At 69.7% G+C, this 17806-nt stretch carries 19 protein-coding genes, 1 tRNA gene and 1 pseudogene; 11 read left to right on the top strand and 10 right to left on the bottom strand.

Features of this window, described 5'->3' with window-relative positions; all coding sequences use genetic code 11:
• Positions 1-46: 46 nt before the first annotated feature.
• Genes ACO073_RS02605 through ACO073_RS02580 form a run of 6 tightly spaced genes read right to left on the bottom strand, consistent with a single transcriptional unit; the run spans position 47 to position 3728 of the window.
• The gene (locus tag ACO073_RS02605) at positions 47-694 is read right to left on the bottom strand and encodes a hypothetical protein (protein WP_421994969.1); all 648 of its coding nucleotides are present in this window, start codon (positions 692-694) and stop codon (positions 47-49) included.
• A 28-nt stretch (positions 695-722) separates the two neighbouring features.
• Positions 723-1427: a hypothetical protein gene (locus ACO073_RS02600; protein WP_421994967.1), complete on the bottom strand. Its 705-nt coding sequence runs from the start codon at positions 1425-1427 to the stop codon at positions 723-725.
• On the bottom strand, positions 1424-1828 hold the full coding sequence (locus ACO073_RS02595; RefSeq protein ID WP_421994965.1) for a hypothetical protein: 405 nt from the start codon (positions 1826-1828) through the stop codon (positions 1424-1426). The genes ACO073_RS02600 and ACO073_RS02595 overlap by 4 nt, the downstream gene beginning before the upstream one ends.
• Positions 1825-2019 (bottom strand): hypothetical protein, encoded by a 195-nt coding sequence (locus ACO073_RS02590; RefSeq protein ID WP_421994963.1) that lies wholly within the window; start codon positions 2017-2019, stop codon positions 1825-1827. Before ACO073_RS02590 ends, ACO073_RS02595 begins: the two co-directional genes overlap by 4 nt.
• Before the next feature lie 10 nt (positions 2020-2029).
• Positions 2030-2791, bottom strand: a complete 762-nt coding sequence (locus tag ACO073_RS02585; RefSeq protein WP_421994961.1) for a hypothetical protein — start codon at positions 2789-2791, stop codon at positions 2030-2032.
• Complete coding sequence (locus ACO073_RS02580) at positions 2784-3728, bottom strand: hypothetical protein (protein ID WP_421994959.1); 945 nt, start codon at positions 3726-3728, stop codon at positions 2784-2786. Before ACO073_RS02580 ends, ACO073_RS02585 begins: the two co-directional genes overlap by 8 nt.
• A 581-nt stretch (positions 3729-4309) precedes the next feature.
• Here ACO073_RS02580 and ACO073_RS02575 point away from each other — a divergent pair.
• Positions 4310-4386 (top strand) — tRNA-Arg (locus ACO073_RS02575).
• A 59-nt stretch (positions 4387-4445) separates the two neighbouring features.
• Here the strand turns inward: ACO073_RS02575 and ACO073_RS02570 are convergent.
• Complete coding sequence (locus tag ACO073_RS02570; RefSeq protein WP_421994957.1) at positions 4446-4850, bottom strand: host attachment family protein; 405 nt, start codon at positions 4848-4850, stop codon at positions 4446-4448.
• A 170-nt stretch (positions 4851-5020) separates the two neighbouring features.
• Between ACO073_RS02570 and ACO073_RS02565 the strand changes: the two genes are divergently transcribed.
• The gene (locus tag ACO073_RS02565; protein WP_421997380.1) at positions 5021-5194 is read left to right on the top strand and encodes a DUF1328 domain-containing protein; all 174 of its coding nucleotides are present in this window, start codon (positions 5021-5023) and stop codon (positions 5192-5194) included.
• 18 nt (positions 5195-5212) lie between these two features.
• Here ACO073_RS02565 and ACO073_RS02560 read toward each other — a convergent pair.
• Positions 5213-6049: pseudogene (locus ACO073_RS02560) on the bottom strand (YihY/virulence factor BrkB family protein); the annotation flags it as partial.
• A 354-nt stretch (positions 6050-6403) separates the two neighbouring features.
• Between ACO073_RS02560 and ACO073_RS02555 the strand changes: the two are divergent.
• From ACO073_RS02555 to ACO073_RS02520, 8 genes are all read left to right on the top strand, one after another.
• Positions 6404-9325 (top strand): ATP-binding protein, encoded by a 2922-nt coding sequence (locus ACO073_RS02555; RefSeq protein ID WP_421994955.1) that lies wholly within the window; start codon positions 6404-6406, stop codon positions 9323-9325.
• A gap of 91 nt (positions 9326-9416) precedes the next feature.
• Complete coding sequence (locus ACO073_RS02550) at positions 9417-10136, top strand: SDR family NAD(P)-dependent oxidoreductase (RefSeq protein WP_421994953.1); 720 nt, start codon at positions 9417-9419, stop codon at positions 10134-10136.
• A 54-nt stretch (positions 10137-10190) separates the two neighbouring features.
• A complete protein-coding gene (locus tag ACO073_RS02545; RefSeq protein WP_421994951.1) occupies positions 10191-10391 on the top strand; it encodes a 2TM domain-containing protein in 201 nt (66 codons plus the stop codon).
• A 40-nt stretch (positions 10392-10431) separates the two neighbouring features.
• A complete protein-coding gene (locus ACO073_RS02540; protein ID WP_421994949.1) occupies positions 10432-11541 on the top strand; it encodes an SMP-30/gluconolactonase/LRE family protein in 1110 nt (369 codons plus the stop codon).
• Positions 11542-11579: 38 nt separating this feature from the next.
• Entirely contained in the window at positions 11580-12137 is a 558-nt protein-coding gene (locus ACO073_RS02535; protein ID WP_421994947.1) for a hypothetical protein, read from the top strand.
• A 394-nt stretch (positions 12138-12531) separates the two neighbouring features.
• Positions 12532-12864 (top strand): hypothetical protein, encoded by a 333-nt coding sequence (locus ACO073_RS02530; RefSeq protein WP_421994945.1) that lies wholly within the window; start codon positions 12532-12534, stop codon positions 12862-12864.
• 16 nt (positions 12865-12880) lie between these two features.
• The gene (locus ACO073_RS02525) at positions 12881-14167 is read left to right on the top strand and encodes a hypothetical protein (protein ID WP_421994943.1); all 1287 of its coding nucleotides are present in this window, start codon (positions 12881-12883) and stop codon (positions 14165-14167) included.
• A gap of 69 nt (positions 14168-14236) precedes the next feature.
• A complete protein-coding gene (locus ACO073_RS02520) occupies positions 14237-14434 on the top strand; it encodes a hypothetical protein (protein ID WP_421994941.1) in 198 nt (65 codons plus the stop codon).
• A gap of 111 nt (positions 14435-14545) precedes the next feature.
• Here ACO073_RS02520 and ACO073_RS02515 read toward each other — a convergent pair whose 3' ends face one another.
• Positions 14546-15103 carry a fasciclin domain-containing protein gene (locus tag ACO073_RS02515; protein WP_421994939.1) on the bottom strand — a complete coding sequence of 186 codons (558 nt, stop codon included), beginning with the start codon at positions 15101-15103 and terminating at the stop codon, positions 14546-14548.
• 243 nt (positions 15104-15346) lie between these two features.
• Positions 15347-16924, bottom strand: coding sequence for a PLP-dependent aminotransferase family protein (locus ACO073_RS02510; protein WP_421994937.1), 1578 nt, complete (start codon positions 16922-16924; stop codon positions 15347-15349).
• A gap of 107 nt (positions 16925-17031) precedes the next feature.
• Between ACO073_RS02510 and ACO073_RS02505 the strand changes: the two genes are divergently transcribed.
• Positions 17032-17781, top strand: a complete 750-nt coding sequence (locus ACO073_RS02505) for a pyridoxamine 5'-phosphate oxidase family protein (RefSeq protein WP_421994935.1) — start codon at positions 17032-17034, stop codon at positions 17779-17781.
• The last annotated feature ends 25 nt before the right edge of the window (positions 17782-17806 follow it).

Below are 17806 nucleotides of genomic sequence, written 5' to 3'. Positions count from 1 at the left end.
CGTGACCAGGCGAGAGGGATGATGGTGGTGGGGGGAGGGCGCATGGTCAGCCTCCGTTCACGGCGCTGTCGGTCGCGGGTCCGGAAGTCCCGGCCTGCTGCAGCGAGTAGCCGAAGCGCGGCATCCCGGCATGGACGTGGCGGCGGACGGGCGGCGGCGCGCTCCGGCGGGTCACGGTCTGGGTGCAGGTCTCGACGGCGCGGTTCGGGATGGCCGGGTTGCCGAGCGCCGCCACGTCCGGGAAGCTGCGCTCATGGCTCCTCGACTGCTCGCGCCGGGCGCAATCCTTCGGGGTGATGGTGGTGCGGCCCGCCAGCGACAGGCGCATCAGCGCGAGGCCGAGGATGCGCGCCGTCATCGTGTAGTCCGAGCACATCTCGAACTGCTGATGGAGGGCGACCGAGACCGGCGGGACGCGCCTCACGTTGATGTCCAGCGCCGGCATCTGGCTCATCGTCAGGTTCACGGTCGGCAGGCTGGTGATGTTGAGCTGGTCGATCTGCAGGGGATCGACGTGACGCACGTGATCGACCCGGAGCGATTCCACCGAGAGCGGCGCGACCTGGTTCAGCTCCTTCAGGTGCACGGCCATCGGCCTGACGGTCAGGGGATTGACGGTCAGGGGATTGATCGTCAGCGGATTGATATCCAGCGGATCGATGTCGCGGACCTGCTTGACCTTTACATCCACCATGGCTCCCTCCGGAGCGGCAGCGGGCGCATTAGATGCCCGGCCAGTCGTAGTTGAGTTGCGAGATCTTGGCTTCGTCGAACACGGCCGGACTGCCCTGCAGGCGGGCCCTGACGGTGACCACGGCGGTGCCGCCGTTCGCTGGCGTCTGGTAGAGGAACCATGGTCCGGTGCCGGCCTGGAGGGCGCCGTTCACCAGCCATTCGACCGCGGCGCCGCTGTTGAAGGCGATCGCCTCGAACTGGCAACGCTTGTTGCAGTCGTCGATCATGTCGTTGTTGGCGCCCTGGCGATAATAGAGGTTGATGCGCCGCGGGAAGATCGCCACCTCCGCCGCCTTGGCCGGCCGGGGGCCGAGACCCACCAGGCTCACCCAGGCGAAGGCCTTGCGCAGGGGATCCTCCCGGGACGTCGCGATGACCAGCTCCGTGGTCCCGCTGGCCAGCGCGCCCTTGGGCGGCGCGCGATAGAGGCCGGAGGCGTCGATCGTGCCTTGCCCGGGACCGCCGCCGATGTCGCGCACGTCCCAGACGAAGCCCTGGCTCGAATTGTAGACCTGCGCCTCGAAGCGAACCTGGGTGGTCGCGACGTTGGCGGTCCAGTCGTCGCGGAAGTTGACTTCGGCGCGGGGCGGCCAGACCTCGATCTCCACCTGATGGCGGCAGACGACGTGATGGTAGACGTCGGTGACCCCGCCGCGGTGGCGCCCCCGTCGATGGTGAGGGAAGGCCATCATTTCGACTTCTCCCTGGCGGCCTTGTCCTTGCCGGGCGGATCCTTGCCGGGCGGTTCCGCGTCGTCGGAGATCTCGATCGTGCCCTTGCAGTCGCCCTTGACCTGGACGTCGAGGCCCGAGTCCTTGCCGCCCACGACGCCGCGGGTCACCATCTCGGAGACCCGGATACGCCCCTCGAGCGGCTTCATGTGCACGCCGAACGGACCGATCGCGCCCGCCTGCACCCGGCGGCGCAGGAACGGGATGCGCACGTGGACGGGAATCTCGTCGAAGCGCAGATGGACGTCGCCCACCGCGACCTCGACGGTGCCGCTGGCCGCGACCTCGAACGACAGGTCGTGGAAGCGCAGCCGGGTGGCGAGGTCGGGATGGCCCGCGAGATCGATCCGCCGTCGGGTCATGATGCTTCCTCTTCGCCGGCGGGCACGCCCTCGGGGAAGACGCGCTGGGCGAGATCCGAGAACATGCTGTCGACCGTGTCGTTCAGCTTCTCGAAGCCCGCGAGCGCCTCGACGATCTCCGGACAGCTGTCGCCTTCGATCTCGATCTTCACCATAGGGCCCAGGTTCAGCGAGATGACGATCCTCGGCATCGGCGGCCTCCTATTGCGCTTCGTCTTGCCGCGGGGGAGCCGCCGCCGGCCCGGCGCCGCGCGGCCCGGCCCCACGGGCCTGCTCGCCGGCAAGCCCGCCTTCGATATCGCGGAGGGCCGCGGCGAGCGTGCCGAGCGAGCTGGTCAGCACGTCGAGGACGTTGCGCTCGTTCTCGTTGACCTCGGCGTAGATCTTCTCGATGCGGCCGCCCAGCGCGGCCCCGGCGCCGCTGCGGCGATACTCCTGGCCGCGCTCGCGCAGCACGCCGCCGAACTGGCTGAAGAGGGCGAGGACGCCGTACAGCATGTCGACGGTCTGGTCGTCCTGCGGGCGGCCATTCGCCGTGCCGGGCCGGGCTTCAGCTGGACGGCCCTCCGCCTGGGCGGCCCGGTCCGCCCGGACCTCTTCGGCGTGTTTGGCGTCGCGATGCGGGCCGGATTCCGGCGGCGGCTTGGCTTCGGGCTTCGCCGGCGCGGCCTTTCCGTCCATCGGACGGCAGCGCGGACAGGCGACGGCCTGGCTCTCCGCATTGACCTCCCAAACGGCGTAGAGCGCCGAGCGGGAGCCTGACGGGATGGCCCGGCAGCCGGTGCGGTGCAGCTGCCCCCGCGCGGCGTCGAACTGGAACGGCGCCTGCCGCGCCCGCTCGCTGTTGTCGATGCGCAGCAGCGGCTGGTTGCCGGCGAGCTTGCCGGAGGCGTGCAGCTCCTGGATGCGCAGGCCGACCGCATCGACGAGCGTGGTCCGGGAGGTGGGAATCCCCTCACTCATAGATCGCCCAGGGGGAGGCCCCCCTCGCGCGCTGCTGGCGATGCTTCTCGATCCGCGTGAGGTAGTAGCGGGTCAGGAACGCGAGCAGCAGGTCGCGCCCGTCGCCGTCCGGCAGCCCCGATGCCAGCTGCCCGATATGGACGTGGAACAGGCGCCGCAGCGTGCGCTCGGGATGGCTCACCTGGTTCATGAAGGTGAGCCGGTTGCTCTCGAGGTCGGACCAGCAGTCGCCGTGGTCGTCGATGTACATGATGAGCGCCCCGGCCCAGAACATCCGCGCCAGGTAGTCGAGCCGCAGCTCCGGCAGCAGGAAGGCCGACAGGACCAGGATGGCGTGGCCGCTGCGGTTGCGGGCGCAGCGCTTCAGCATGTTGAGCTCGGTGCGGCCGAGCCGTCGGCCGTCCCTGCGCATCGACCTCAGTTCCACGTCCTGCTTCTGGGCGCTGTACAGCTGCAGCACCGCCTGCCGGACGATGGGATGCAGGACGTCGCGCTCGGCGAACAGCCGGGCGGCGATCACGAAGAACAGCCGCTCGCGGTCGGTCTTCGGGTCGAACCAGCCTTCGGTCAGCAGCGTGCCCAGACGCTCGAGATAGTCGCGCGTGGCGTCCTCGCCGAAATCGTCGATGAAGCTGTCGGCCAGGAAGCAGCAGGCGCCGAACAGGCTGCCGATCGTGTGGCGCCGCTCGTCGTAGTCGAAGCCGCCGATCTCCGCGCAGGCGTGACCGACCACGTTCATCTTGGCGCTGAGCTCGAGCATCTTGCGATACTCGACCTGCCCGCCGTCGAGCATCGATGGATTGTACTGGCGGACGATCGGCTCGAGGCGGTCGCCGACGCCCGTGCGATAGCGCTTGAACAGCGCGTTGAGACGCTCCTGGGCGCGCGGGCCAGGATCCCATCCTACCGTGGCGGAATGTCTTCCGAGAGCTTCCATGGCGCGACCTCAGCGGCAAGAACCGCAAATGCGCCTGCCACGACCGAAGGACGCGTCAGGCAACCTGCCCGGAAACAGCCAATGCGAACGATGTGATCCAAATCCGCGGACGGCACGACCTCGCGTCCCGACCCGCTGGAAAGATAGTACAGCGCGTCGAAGGACGATCAACGTGAGATTCGTCTGCCGGGAAATTTCCGAACGCGTACGGCCGCGCCGATGGTGCAAATCTATGGCTCGAGATATGCGCGAAGCATCTTTGCTTCAAATTGGTCACAACCTTTTCGGAGTCGATTGGCGCGCAGACACCTCGATAGGAGAAGAGATATCCCTGTCGCCGGCCGTGCCGCCCAAGCCGGTCTGTTCAACCGCGCGTCAGGTGGTCATTGCGCCGGTCGGCAACGCTCCTCTGGTCGTGGTGGTGCCGCCGCTTCCTGGTGGATCCAGCGCGCGGCGTTTGCCGTGAAGACCATCGCGCGTGGCTTGCGGGAGAGGGGCGACCGACGACGCGAGCGGCGGCGATTCGACGCCGCAAAATCAGCACAGACGATCCCGGCATCGGATGCTAGATTGGTCGGCACGTCCCCGTAGCTCAGCCGGATAGAGCAGCGGTTTCCTAAACCGGAGGTCGGAGGTTCGAATCCTCTCGGGGACGCCATTTCATGACCCCGTTGTGTCGTTGCGACGGCCTCGGCGGCGACCTCCCCGAGCCTTCTCCTATCTGGCGTCGCGTATGGCCGCGGCGATCTGCTCCGGCGTGTGACGGGTCAGATCCTTCGCGATCGACAGGGCCACGCAGCGTTCGACGTTCTTGTGCAGGGCGGGCCGCAGCTGGCCGAGCGTCTGGGGATCGGCGACGACGACCAGCGACTCGAAGCGGTGTTGCTCGCTCATCCTGTTGAGCTCGTGGGCGAGCTGCTTGGCGAAGGTCGCTTCGTCGGTCTGTCGCGGCGTCTGTTCCGGGGGACGGACGCCCGAGGGGCCGTCGTCGCTCAGATGGCTGGGCGACAGCCGCCGGTCCTCGCGAAGGGTGATCTCGCCTCCGACACCCTCGTTGTGGAACAGGATGGCACCCGCGCCGTCTGCGACGACGACAAGGGCGCGATGCGGAATGATGGTCATGGGAGACTCCTGTTCTGGGATGGGCGAGACGCACGCCCGGCCGGGCGCACCAGCTCGGCCTCGTCGCCGGCTAGAAGGAACGAAATCGGTGAACGGGCGTTCCCCTCCGGCGCCAAGGCGTGGCTGGCGATGAAAAGAAGAATGGCGATGACGCCGACAACGGAGATCCAATGCTGAAGCTTGCCCTGGTCTTCTTCCTTATATCAGTCGTCGCCGGCATTTTCGGCTTTACGGACATCGCCGCCGGCACGAGGACCATCGCCAAATGGCTGTTCGTGATCGCTCTCATCATCTTCGCGATCTTCCTTGTCCTCGGCGTTCTGGCCATCGGCGCGATCGCCTGAGCGGGCGGCGGTCAGCGCAGCGTCGAGCTCCGCCCCCAGGAGCACGGCGACGGCGGACAGCCACAGCCAGATCATGAAGGCCGCGACCGAGCCCAGGGAGCCATAGACGGCCGAGAAGCCGCCGTAGGTCCGGGCATACCACGAGAAGACGATCGACAGGAGGATCCACGACAGGCCGCCGGCGATGCTGCCGCCGAGCAGCGACGGCCAATGCACGCGCCGGCGGTTGGGCCCGAAACGCAGGAGCAGGGCGATGGCCACGCCCGCGACGAGGAGCATGGCCGCCCAGCGAAGGAGGTCCGGCAGGGGGCCGAATTCCCCGCTCACCGCCGGGATCTGCAGGAAGAGGGGGAGAAGGATGACGGCGAAGATCGCCAGCGCGAGGAACGCCACGACGCCCATCGTCATGGCCATCGTGAGCATGAGCCTGACGATCAGGGGCCGTCGTTCCGCATGGTCGTAGATCACGTTCAGCGCCTCGACCATGCCGCGCATCCCCCGGTTTGCCGACCAGAGGACGAAGGCGAGCCATCCGGCAGCCGGGAGCAGCGACCGTCCGCTCGCATCCTGCTGGTCGGCCAGCCGCCCGATCTGCTGGGTGAGGAGCTGCGCGACCTCGGGAGGGACCACGCCGCCGAGAGCCTGCGTCAGGCGGACCACGTCCCCGGGGTCGGCGAACAGGCTGTAGACGGAGACGATCGCCGCCAGGCCGGGAATGCTGCCGAGGAGAAGGTAGAAGGCCACGCTCGACGCGGCCGTCGTCAGCCGATCGTGCACGGAACGATGCCAGATGCGGCCCGCGAGGCTGCTCCAGCCGCTCCTGGGGCGATGATCGCCGGGCTCGGTCTTGGTCAAGGCTTACCTCGATTTCGGTCGCTCGGTGTCGCCGGGACCTGACGAGAACGACTCTTGTCCCACGGGTGCGTCCAGGTCCGCGCCGATCATCCAGCTCCGTCGTATCGCAAGGGGGGCGCGTCAGGTGCGCTTGCCGAACGTCGCGGCTGCCGGGCGTCGCGGCATCCAAGGAAACGAGCGAAGCGACGCGATCGTTCCATCTCCCCATGGGCGGCGAGGGTCCGTTCGCTGCCGCCGACGGTTGCGAATCCCCCGACCGGGCCACACAATCCCGCGGGCGCGCGAGGACCTGCCGGCGCGCGTCGCCCCGTGTTCCCGTAGCATTGGCGGAATGAGATGCGGCGCAGGCCATCCGTGGATCGAGGACGCAAGCGCCGGCCGCCCGGCGACGCCTCCGTGCCCGGCGGCACGCCGCCGGAGGACGCCGACTGGCGGCCGCAGCCCGGCGAACGGTCCTACGTCTTCGCCGGCTTCTGCCTCCTGCCCGATCGCAAGGCGCTGCTGCACGCCGGCCGGCCCGTCCGCATCGGCAGCCGGGCCCTCGACATCCTCACCCTGCTGGTGCAGCGCGCCGGCGAGCTTGTGACCAAGGCCGAGCTCGAAGCCTATGTCTGGCCCGGCATCTTCGTCCACGAGAGCAACCTCAAGGTCCATGTCACCGCGCTCCGCAAGGTGCTGGGCGCGGCCGTCGACGCTCCGCGTTGCATCCTGAACATCCCCGGACGCGGCTACTGCTTCATGCTGCCGGTGACCGTCGAGGGCCGGGCCCGCGCCTCGGCCCGGCGCCTGCTGCAGGCGGGAGCGAACGCGTTCGGCCCGCCGCCCGACGTGATCGGCCGCGACGGCGAGATCGCCGCCGTCGTCCAGGCCCTGTCGCGGCATCCGCTGGTCACGGTCGTCGGCGCGGGCGGCGTGGGCAAGACGACCGTGGCCCTGGCGGCGGCGGAACGCCTGGCCGGCCGCCACGACGCGGCCCCCTGCTTCGTGGACCTTGCGTCGGTCGACGACCCGCAGATCGTCGTGCACGCGATCGCCGCGGCGCTGGGCGTGCGCGTCGATCTCAACGATCTCCTGGGTGGCGTCGGCGATCACCTGCGCGCGACGTCGCGGCTGCTGATCCTCGACAATTGCGAGCACCTGGCGGCCGCCGTGGCCGCCGCCGCCGAGGTCCTGGCGGGCGACCTCGGCCGATCGACGCTGCTCGCCACCAGCCGCGAGCCGCTGCGCGCGCGCCAGGAACATGTCTGCCGGCTGTCGCCGCTGGCCTGTCCCGACAAGACGGCGGACCTCTCCGCCGACGAGGCGCTGCGCCATCCGGCCGTGGCGCTGTTCGTCGCGCGGGTGCCGCACCCGGCCGGCTTCTCGTTGGCGGACGGCGACAATGCCACGGTCGTGTCGCTGATCTGCCGCCGGCTCGACGGTCTGCCGCTCGCGATCGAGCTCGCCGCGGCTCGGCTCGACACGCTCGGCCCGGCCGAGCTGCTCGACCGGCTCGGCGACCGCTTCGACCTGCTGCAACGCACGGACCTCGCGGTGCCGATGCGCCAGCGCACGCTGCAGGCCACGCTCGACTGGAGCTACCGGCTGCTGTCCGACATCGAGAGCCGCATCCTGCGCTTCGCCGCGGTGTTCGCGCGCGACTTCGCGCTGGACGATGTCATCGCGATCCTCGGTGCTGCAGGTCTCGATCCCGCAGACGTCGTCGTCGGCATCGAGAGCCTGGTGGCCCGCTCGTTCGTGCTGGCCGACATCTCGCCCGGATCGCGCCGCTACCGGCTGTTCGAGAGCAGCCGCAGCTACGCGCTCGCCCGGCTCGACGACCGGGGCGAACGGGACGAGGCCCATGGCGCGCATGCGCGTCACCTGCTGACGGTGCTCGAACGGGCTGAGGACGAGTGGCGCTGGCGCGTTGCCGACGACTGGATCGCCTATCACGGCCGGCGCGTCGACGATCTGCGCCGCGCCATCGCCTGGGCCTTCGGCGCCTGCGGCGATGGGCTGATCGGCGTCCGGCTCACCGCCGCCGCCATCCCGCTGTGGGAGGGCCTCAGCCTGGTCGACGAGTGCGGCCGGCGCGTGCGCGAGGCGATGCGCGTCGCCGATGGCCTCGGGGATTGCGACGTCGGGCTGAAGGCCCGGCTGGCGTACCGGCACTGCTGGACGCTGACCTGGTCGGAATCGCGGCTCCCCGCCACCGCGGCGCCCTGGCTCGATTGCCTGCGCCTGGCCCGCGCGGCCGGCGACACCGAGTACCAGCTGCGCTCGTTGTGGGGTCTCTCCATCTTCGAGACGTTCACAGGCCGCTGCCCCGCCGCGATCGGTCACCTGCTCGAGTTCGAGGCGATGGCGGAACGCGCGGAGGACTGGTCGGTGCTTCCCGACGGCCAGCGCCTGCTCGGGCTGGCACGCGCCTATGTCGGCGAGCTCGGCGCGGGCAACGAGATTCTCGAGCAGCTCGCGCTGCGCTTCAACCGCGTCGAGAAGCGGGCACAGCTCACCCGCTTCTCGATCGACCGGTACTGCATCATCCGGAGCTCGCTGGCCTTCACGCGCTGGCTGCGCGGCCGCAGCGAGTCCGCCCTCGCCGCCGCCCGGCAGGCGGTCGAGGCCGCGCTCGCGGTCGACCACGCGGTCTCGCATTCCAACGCCCTGGTCTTCGCCGGCGTGCCGCTCGCGCTCTGGACGGGCGACCTCGACCGTGCCGAGGCGGGGATCGGCGCGCTGCAGCGCAACTTCGCCATCCGCAATCTGGCGGTTTGGGACGGGGTCACGCGCTTCTTCGAGGCGGCGCTGCGCCAGGCGAGGGGCGAGAGGTCGGCGATCGACGCCATGGGCCGCAGCCTCGACGACCTGCTCGAGACCGGCTTCGTCACCCGCGCCCCGATGTATCTCGCCATGCTGGCCGAAGCGCTTGCAGGTGACGGCCGGCTCGACGCGGCGCGGGCGCGGCTCGACGATGCCGCGGCGCGACTCGACCGGTACGGCGAGCGGTGGTGCCGCCCCGAGCTTCGGCGCATCGGCGGGCTGGTCGACGCGGCCGGCGGCGATCGCCGGTCGGCGCAGGCCCGCTTCGCGGCGGCGATCGAGGACGCCGCGGCCCTGGGCGCGCTGACGTTCGAGCTGCGGGCGGCCCGCGACCTCGCGCGCAGCCTCGCGGCCGAGGGCCGGCGCGACGAGGCCAGCGGCGTGCTGGAGCGCACCTGCGCGAAGTTCACGGAAGCCGGCCCGGGCACCGAGGTCGCCGCCGCTCGGGCCTCGCTCGCCGCGCTCGCCTGATCCTGCTTCTCCGGCGAGCCGCGCTTAACGACGATTAACTCGCCGTCGCCCGGCCGCCGCCGCACGCTCGTCGCGGCAAGGGAGGCGGACGATGAGGCTTCACGGCAAGGTGGCGCTGGTGACCGGAGCGGCGAGCGGCATCGGTCGTGCCGTCGCGGAGCTCTTCGTCAAGGAAGGCGCGGCCGTCGTGGCCAGCGACATCGCCGCGCCGAAGCAGGCCTATTCCAGCGGGATCGGGTCGGTGCGCCTCGACGTCACGAGCGAAGCCGACTGGGCCGCGGCGGTCGATGCCGTCGTGCGCGACCACGGCCGTCTCGACGTGCTGGTCAACAACGCCGGCATCATCGCCTACGAGCCGCTGCACGAGCTCACGATGGACGCGTGGACGAGGATGATCGCGGTCGACCAGACCGGCGTCTTCCTCGGCATGCGCGAGGCGGTTCGCGTCATGCGCGGCCGCAATCCGGGCTCGATCGTCAACATCTCGTCGATCTGGGGCAGCGCCGCGGTCGCCGGTGCTCACGGCTATCACGCCGCCAAGGGCGCGGTGCGCAACATGACGAAGAACGCGGCGATGACCTATGTCGGCGACGGAATCCGCGTCAACTCGGTCCATCCCGGCTTCATCCATACGGCGCTGACCAACGCGCAGGCGGCCGACCTCAACGACGCCGTGATCGCGTCGACGCCGATGAAGCGCGGCGGCAGGCCGATCGAGGTCGCCTATGGCTGTCTTTTCCTCGCCTCGGACGAGGCGAGCTTCGTCACGGGCGCCGAGCTGGTGATCGACGGCGGCTATCTCGCGCAATAGCGGCCGGTCGAGGGTGGGCAATTGGAGAGGAATCGGGAGAGTGTCATGAGGCACATGAGCGAAGCGGCCCGCAAGCAGGGCTTCAACATCCACGCGGTCGTCTTCGTCCCCACGATGGTCGTGCTGGCGATCGTCAACGTCCTGGTGGGCCGCCCCTGGTGGATCCTGTGGGTCCTGCTCGGCTGGGGCATCGGCCTGCTGATGCACTGGTGGTTCGTCGTCGGACCCGGCGCCGGCCGGACCGGGGCCCAGTGAGACCGCACGTGCCGGATGGCGCGGCGGCCGGAGGCGTGACGTGAGCACCTTCCGGAAGATCGCCGCTGGTGTCGGCGTGCTGCTGGTGGGCCTGGCGGCCTACCTCTGCTTCTGGCCCGTCCCGATCGATCCCGTGGCGTGGTCGGCGCCGACGCCTCCCGGCTTCACCGGCGCCTTCGCGCCGAATACCCGCCTGGCCGGCCTGCGCATGATCGCCACCGGCAGCGAGGTCGGCCCGGAGCAGATCGCGATCGGGCCGGATCACAAGCTCTATGCGGCGATGGAAAGCGGCGACCTGCTGCGCATGGACCCCGATGGAGGGCGGCAGGAAGTCTTCGCCAACACGGGCGGCCGCGTCCTCGGCTTCGACTTCGACGCCGGTGGTCGGATCATCGCCGCCGATCCCATGAAGGGCCTGCTCGCCATCGCCGGCGATGGGCGCGTGACCCTGCTGGTCGACCGCGTGGCCGCCGGCGACCCGGTGCGCTATGCCAACGCCATCGTCGTGGCGCCGGACGGGACGATCTACTTCACCGACGCCTCGATGCGGTTCGCTCCGTCCCGATGGGGCGGCACCTACGAAGCCAGCGTTCTCGACATCCTGGAACAGTCCGCGACCGGGCGCGTGCTGGCCCATGATCCGCGGACCGGCAGCACCCGCGTCGTGGCCCATGGCTTCTCGTTCGCCAACGGCCTCGCCCTGGCGCCGGATGGCCGGACGCTGTTCGTCAGCGAGACCGGGCGCTACCGGATCTGGCGGCTCGACGCCGCGGCCCGCGACCTCGACGTGCGGCGGGACTCGCCCCGGGCAAGGGTGCTGCTCGACAATCTGCCCGGCTATCCCGACAACCTGATGCGGGGGCGCGATGGCCGCTACTGGGTCGGCCTGTTCAAGCCGCGCAACCCGGCGGCCGACTCGCTGGCGCAGCGGCCGTTCCTGCGCGCGCTGCTGCTGCGCCTGCCGCGGTCCCTGCTGCCGCTGGGCGAGCCCTACGGACACGTCTTTGCGTTCGACGCGGAGGGGCGCGTCGTCGACGACCTGCAGGATCCGACCGGCGCCTATCCGGAAACGACCGGCGCGACCGAGACGGCCGACCGGCTCTACATCCACAGCCTGCATGCCCACGGCATCGGCTGGCTGCCGCGATGAGGCGCCTGGCGCCTTCCGCTGCAATGGTCTGGGCCGCCATGGCCTGGATCGCTGGCGCCGGGCTCGCGCTGCCGGCATCGGCATCCGACGAGCCCCTCGAGGAGATCTACGTCCTGCGCAGCATCCGCGAGCCGTGGCCGCCGACCGACGGGTGGTGCAGCCGGTCGCGAACGGGCTTCGAGCCCTTCCCGACGGATGCCGAGCGCTTCTTCTCGTTCTGGAGCGTCCGTTCCCAGCCCGAGGACGGCAGGATCGTCGACGCGCACCAGGCCCGGGTCGCCGAGCTGCGCGGTTGCTTCGGGCCGACCGGCGACCGGGCCCGGCAGAACTTCCACGCCGAGGTCCGGCTGGGGCCGCTCTCGTTTCACGGGACGGGCGAATGCCTCGCCCTCGGGATCGACGTGCCCGAGCCCGGCCTGTTCCCGGTGCGCTGCCAACTCGTGCTGGACGGGTTGCCGGCCCCGTTCATCGGAGGGCTTCTGACGACGAACACCATGACCAGCCGGGCCCCGTTCGGTGGCGAATCGCAGCCCGCCGGCTATACGCAGGCCTCGATCGCCACGATCCGTCTGTGGCGGGCGCGGCCGGTCCCCTGATTGTCGACAGGTTCCACCGGACCCCAACAAATTGCACTCACCCTCTATGTTGAATGCTTGCACTTAGAGGGAAATGAACTTAGCACTGTGACCGGGTGGTGACGGGGCTGGGGAGCCTCGCCACGGGAAGTGAAGTGTGGAGCACAGCCGATGACGACCGGATGGAGTCTTCTGCGCGAGCATGGCCCGGTGCTGCCCGCTGCGGCTGTCGGTCCGGCGGCTGCCCACGAACCTTGACACCAGGAGCGTTCTCCGACTGCCCGGTCGCCGCGTGACGGTCGGGATCCGTGGTCCGGCGCTGCGCCGGGCCGTCCACTGAACGAGACAAGTCGACCAGGCCATCCGGCGTTTCAGACCAAGCAAGCGGCAGCCGGGCCTCCAGGGGGCGGAAACGATGTTCGTGACCTACCACTTCGACAATCCGAACACCGACGAATCCCATTCCCTCGGGGGATGGTCCTATGTGTGGGCCGGCCTGGCGGGGCCGGTCTACGTGCTGGCCAAGGGATTCCTGGGCCCGGCCATCAAGATGCTGGCGGCCAGCATCTTCATCGTCCTGGGGGCGGCCTTCGCCCTCGTGGCCGTGGTCGGGTTCTTCCAGAACCTGGTGATCGACCTGCCGGCCGTCATCCTTCTTCCCCTGGGCGCCGTCGTGATGCAGGGCATCGTCGCCGTCCGTCTGGTGCGCACGGCCTATCTCCGGCGCGGCTGGCGCGAAGCCTACTGAGGACCGGGCAGGCCGGATGGACGACAGGGCGCGGCCCGGGCGCCGCGCGGCCGCGTCGGCGAGCGGCGCGGACGCGCGCGCGATCGGCACGTATGTCGCCGTCGCCGCGGCCTCGCTGATCCTGTCGCTGCTGTTCCTCCGGGCGCCGGGGTCGGACGACGTTGCGGAGGAGTTCCTTCCCTGGATGGCCTCGCTGCACGACCTCGGTCTCGGCGCAGGCTACGAATCCTGGGAGGACATGTATCCGCCGGGCGTCGCGATCCTGCTGAACCTCGCCGACCGGCTGCTGCCCCGCGCCGAGAACTTCTACGTCCTGTCGTCGCTCGTCGGCGCCGCGCAGCTCGCCGCCGCCCTGCTGTTCGCCGTCCATGCGCGCAGCCTGGTCCTCTCGCTCGCCTTCCTCGCCGCCACGGCGCTGTCGAGCTCGGCCCTCATGTACCTCGACGTGCTCTACGCCGTTCCCCTCCTGGTCGCCTTCTACGCGTCGCTCGACCGCCGGCCGACGCTCGCGGCCTCGGCCTTCGCCGTCGCCTGCCTGATCAAGTGGCAGCCCCTGATCCTGCTGCCGTTCCTCGCCATCCTCTGGCTCGACCAGGCCTGGGCGCGCGGGCCCCGGCATGTCGTGGCCCTGATCCTCGTGCCGACCCTGATCGCCGGCGGCGTCGCCGCCTTCTTCTGGCCGGCCAGTGCCGAGGCCCTGTTCCTGGCCCTCGAGGGCGATACCTGGAGCGGCCAGGCGCTCAACCTCGCCTGGCTGGCGCAGATCCTCTACGGCAAGCCGCCGATCGCCCTCTTCTTCTACATGCCGCACCAGGAGCCCTGGCTCTTGGCGCTCAAGGCTCTCTTCGCCGCCGTCTACCTGCCGATCCTGGTCACCGCCTTCCTCCGGTACCGTCGCGACCCGATGGCGATGCTCACCGCCGCCTTTGCCGGGTTCGTCGCCTACTTCCTGCTGTCGGCGAGTGTCCACGAGAACCATCTCTACGTGCCGACGATCCTGGGATTCGTCCTGTGGTCGCGTCAGCCGTCCTTCGCACCCTATGCAATTGCCGTCGCCACCTTCTCCAACCTGAATCTCGTGCTGTTCTACGGCCTCGACGGCAAGCCGCCCTTCGCCCCGACACCGCTGTTCGGGCTGGTGACGGCCGCGCTGTCGCTGGCGGCTCTGCTCGCGAGCACGCTTGGGTTGTATCATGCGTTTCGATGCCATCCGGTCTTCCGCCTGACGCAGCCGGTCCGGACGGCCGCACAGCATGTGAATCGCACGCCGCTCTTCACAAACTCTGCAAAGTTGAAACCTTAGCCAATCTCCAATTGTCGCCGTCCGTCCGCTCGGCAATACTTTTCTCCGTCAGCTCTCGGAGAAGAGGCCATGGAACAGTTGCTCGGTGGTGCGGTGATGATTGCCGTCGGTTTCGCGCTGCTCTTCTATGTCAGGCCCAAGGAAGGAAGAGCCGACATCCTGACATCGGATGCGGCGGGAACGGCGGCGGCGCTCGCCGTGACGATCCTCCTGACGATCGGCTTCGGACTCATCCTCGTGGATCTGATCGCCATCGCACGGAACTGAACGCGCGTGCAAAGCTTGTAGTCGTCGCCCCTTCTCGATCAAAGCCGAAGCTCCGTCCACCTGAGCAGGCTGGCCCCGAGCGAGGCCAGCCTGCCGGCGACATCGAGCGCGCTACATCTTCGGCAGCAGGACGGTGTCGACCACGTGGATGACGCCGTTCGACTGCTTCACGTCGGCGATGGTCACGGTGGCCACGTTGCCGTTCTCGTCGGTGAGCGTGATCTTGTCGCCCATCATCTTGGCTTGCAGAACGCACCCGCCGACCGTCTTGACGGGATGGTTGCCCTTGTCGTCGGCGATCATCTTGGCGATGGCGCCCGACATCGCGTTGGCGGAAACGACATGACAGGTGAGGATCTTGGTGAGCTTCGCCTTGTTCTCGGGCTTCACGAGGGAGTCGACCGTGCCGGCGGGCAACTTGGCGAAGGCGGCGTTGGTCGGGGCGAAGACCGTGAAGGGACCCGGTCCGGACAGCGTATCGACCAGGCCTGCGGCCTTGACCGCGGCAACGAGCGTCGTGTGATCCTTCGAATTGGCGGCGTTCTCGACGATCGTCTTGTTGTCGTACATCGCTGCACCGCCGACCGCGGGATTGGCTGCCAGCACGGGCGACGCCGCCGCGAAAGCGGCAGCCGTGAGCGAGCACGCGAAGAGGATTCGCAGGGTCATTTGCATTCTCCGGAAAGGGATTGCGAGCAGTTCCTCCGCGACGATGCGCGGATCGTCAGGGTTACGCCCCGCGGCGCGAGCCGGATTGTCGAAGCGGCGTCACGTGTCATGGATGCGGCTACACAGTCGCGTGAACGGTGTGAGGCTCACGCTCGGCCAACGGCGCCTGCCGGCGACGCTGATCAGGACAGGCTCGCGACGTTCATGGCGCGTGAGGAAATCGAACGCGATTCCTGACGGGGATTACCGGCCGCGCCGGCTCCGGACCTTTGTCCGCGACGCGGCCGTCGTCTGCTGTCGCCTGCCGGTCGGCGCCACGGCGTCGCGCAGCACGCCGGCAAGCGTGGCACAGCCGGCATCGATCGCGGCGTCCGGCGTGCCGGCATAGCCCAGGATCAGTCCGTGCCGTCGTCGCCGGCCGACATAGCAGGTCGACAGCGGCGCGACCGCGATTCCCGCCCGCGCAGCAGCGGCGGCAGTAGCACGATCGTCGAATCCGGCGGCGATGTCTCGAACCGGTCGCGCAACCAGATGCATGCCGCCCGCGTCGCGTTCGCTTTCCAGCCATGGCGCGAGATGCCGGTCGAGGGCGGCCAGCAGCGCCTCCTGGCGCGCGGCGTAGAGCAGGCGCGTGCGGCGCAGATGGGTGGCGAGGTGCCCGTCGTCGATGAAGCGTGCCAGCGCGCCCTGGCCGAGCAGCGAGGGACGCGCCGCCACCGCTGCCATCCATCGTTCCGCGGCGGGCACGAGTGCATCCGGGAGAACGACGTAGCTCAGCCGCAGCGCCGGGAAGAGCAGCTTCGAGAAGCTGGCGAGATAGGCGACGCGGCCGCTGCGGTCGAGCGCCCGCAGCGGCGCCAGCGGCCGGCCGGCATAGCGGTACTCGCCGTCGAAATCGTCCTCGGCGATCCAGCCGCCCTCGCGCTCGGCCCAGCTCAGCAGCTCGAGCCGCCGCTGCAGGCCGAGCACCGTGCCGAGCGGGAACTGATGGGCCGGCGCCACCACCGCGAGGCGGGCGCGAGGCGCGGCGACGAGCGCGCGCTCGACGACGAAGCCCGAGTCGTCGATCGGCACCGGCATGGCGCGCACGCCGGCGGCCGCCAGCGCCTCGCGCGTGCCGACGAAGCTCGGTTCCTCGATCCATGCCGACTCGCCGGGGTCGAGCACCAGCCAGGCCAGCAGGGCCAGGCTCTGGCGCACCCCCGTCGTGATCACGACCGAGTCGGCCGTGCAGGCGAAGCCGCGCGCGGCGCCGAGATAGCCGGCGATGGCGGCGCGCAGCGCGGCATGGCCGAACGGATGCAGCGCGCCGGCGACCGCCCACGACGGCCGCCGCCATTCGCGGTCGAGCAGGCGCGCCCACAGGGCGAAGGGAAAGGCCGCGCGATCGGGCTGGCCGGTGGGGAAGGCAAGCGGCGCGTCCTCGAAGCCGAAGCCCGCCATGTCGTCGCGCAGCACCTTGCGGGCGCGGCGTGAGAGGTCCGGCGCGGCGACGGCACTCGTTGCCGGTCGATTCGCCGCATCGCGCGGAGCCGTCAGCATGTCGTCGGGCAGGTCGGTCGCGACGGAAAGTCCGGAGGCCGCCTGCGCCACGACGTAGCCCTCGGCCACGAGCTGGTCCATCGCCAGCAGCACGGTGCCGCGCGCGACCTCGAGCTCGCGCGCCATCAGGCGCGAGGAGGGCAGGCGCTGGCCGGGCGCCAGCCGCCGCTCGAGGATGGCGCGGCGCACCTGCTCGCCGATCTGGCGGTGCAGCGGCGCGGTCGAGCCGACGTCGAGGACGAGGCCGAGCGGAGCGGCCGGGCGCTGGGGACGGGGCATGACTGGTACAGTCCGGATTGTCCAAACTGGCTCTTTCGCCTGTACCTTAACGGGGCGATGGTCCGGCCCGCAATCGTCCCTCGCCATCGCCGGAGACCGTTTTCGTCATGAGCACCCAGACCGTCGCACGCGGCCACAATCCCGAGAACACCGCCGAGAGCTTCGGCGTCACCCCGGTCAACCGGGTGAAGCGCGTGCACGAGCGCGGCCGCTACGACCGCAAGACGGTCTACGAGATCCTCGATGCCGCGCTGGTCTGCCACATCGCCTACGTGATCGACGGCCGCCCCTATTGCACGCCGACCTCGTTCTGGCGCGAGGGCGACCATCTCTACTGGCACGGCTCCTCGGCCAGCCGCATGATCCGCACCCAGGGCCAGGGCGTGCCGGTCTGCCTCACGGTCACCCATCTCGACGCGCTGGTGATGGCGCGCTCGGGCTTCCACCATTCGGTCAACTACCGCGCGGTGATGGCGTTCGGCACCGCGCACATCGTCGACGACGCGGAGAAGAAGCTGAAGCTGATGGACCGCTTCATCGACCGCATCTATCCCGGCCGCTCCACCCTGATCCGCCAGCCCAACGCCCAGGAGTTCAAGGCGACCACGATGATGGGCATGGAGATCGAGCACGCCTCGGGCAAGATCCGCGACAAGCACGTCGCCGACGAGGAGGAGGACTACGAGGGCGTTCGGGCCTGGTCGGCGCTCTACCCGGTCACCCAGGTCATCGGCACGCCGTCGGAATGCGAGCGCCAGATCCCCGGCTTGCAGCGGCCGGCCGACATGGCCGACTTCGAGCCCGGCACGCGCCTCGACGAACTGATGACGAAGAGCTACCGCCGCACGTTCGGGTAGGGTCGGCGAGTGAGAGACTATCTCG

Origin of the sequence: Reyranella sp. (assembly GCF_965229815.1) — a bacterium.
In the GTDB taxonomy this organism is placed as follows: domain Bacteria; phylum Pseudomonadota; class Alphaproteobacteria; order Reyranellales; family Reyranellaceae; genus Reyranella.
Note: the sequence above shows the minus strand (reverse complement) of the source record. Positions and strands in the feature narration are given on the sequence as shown.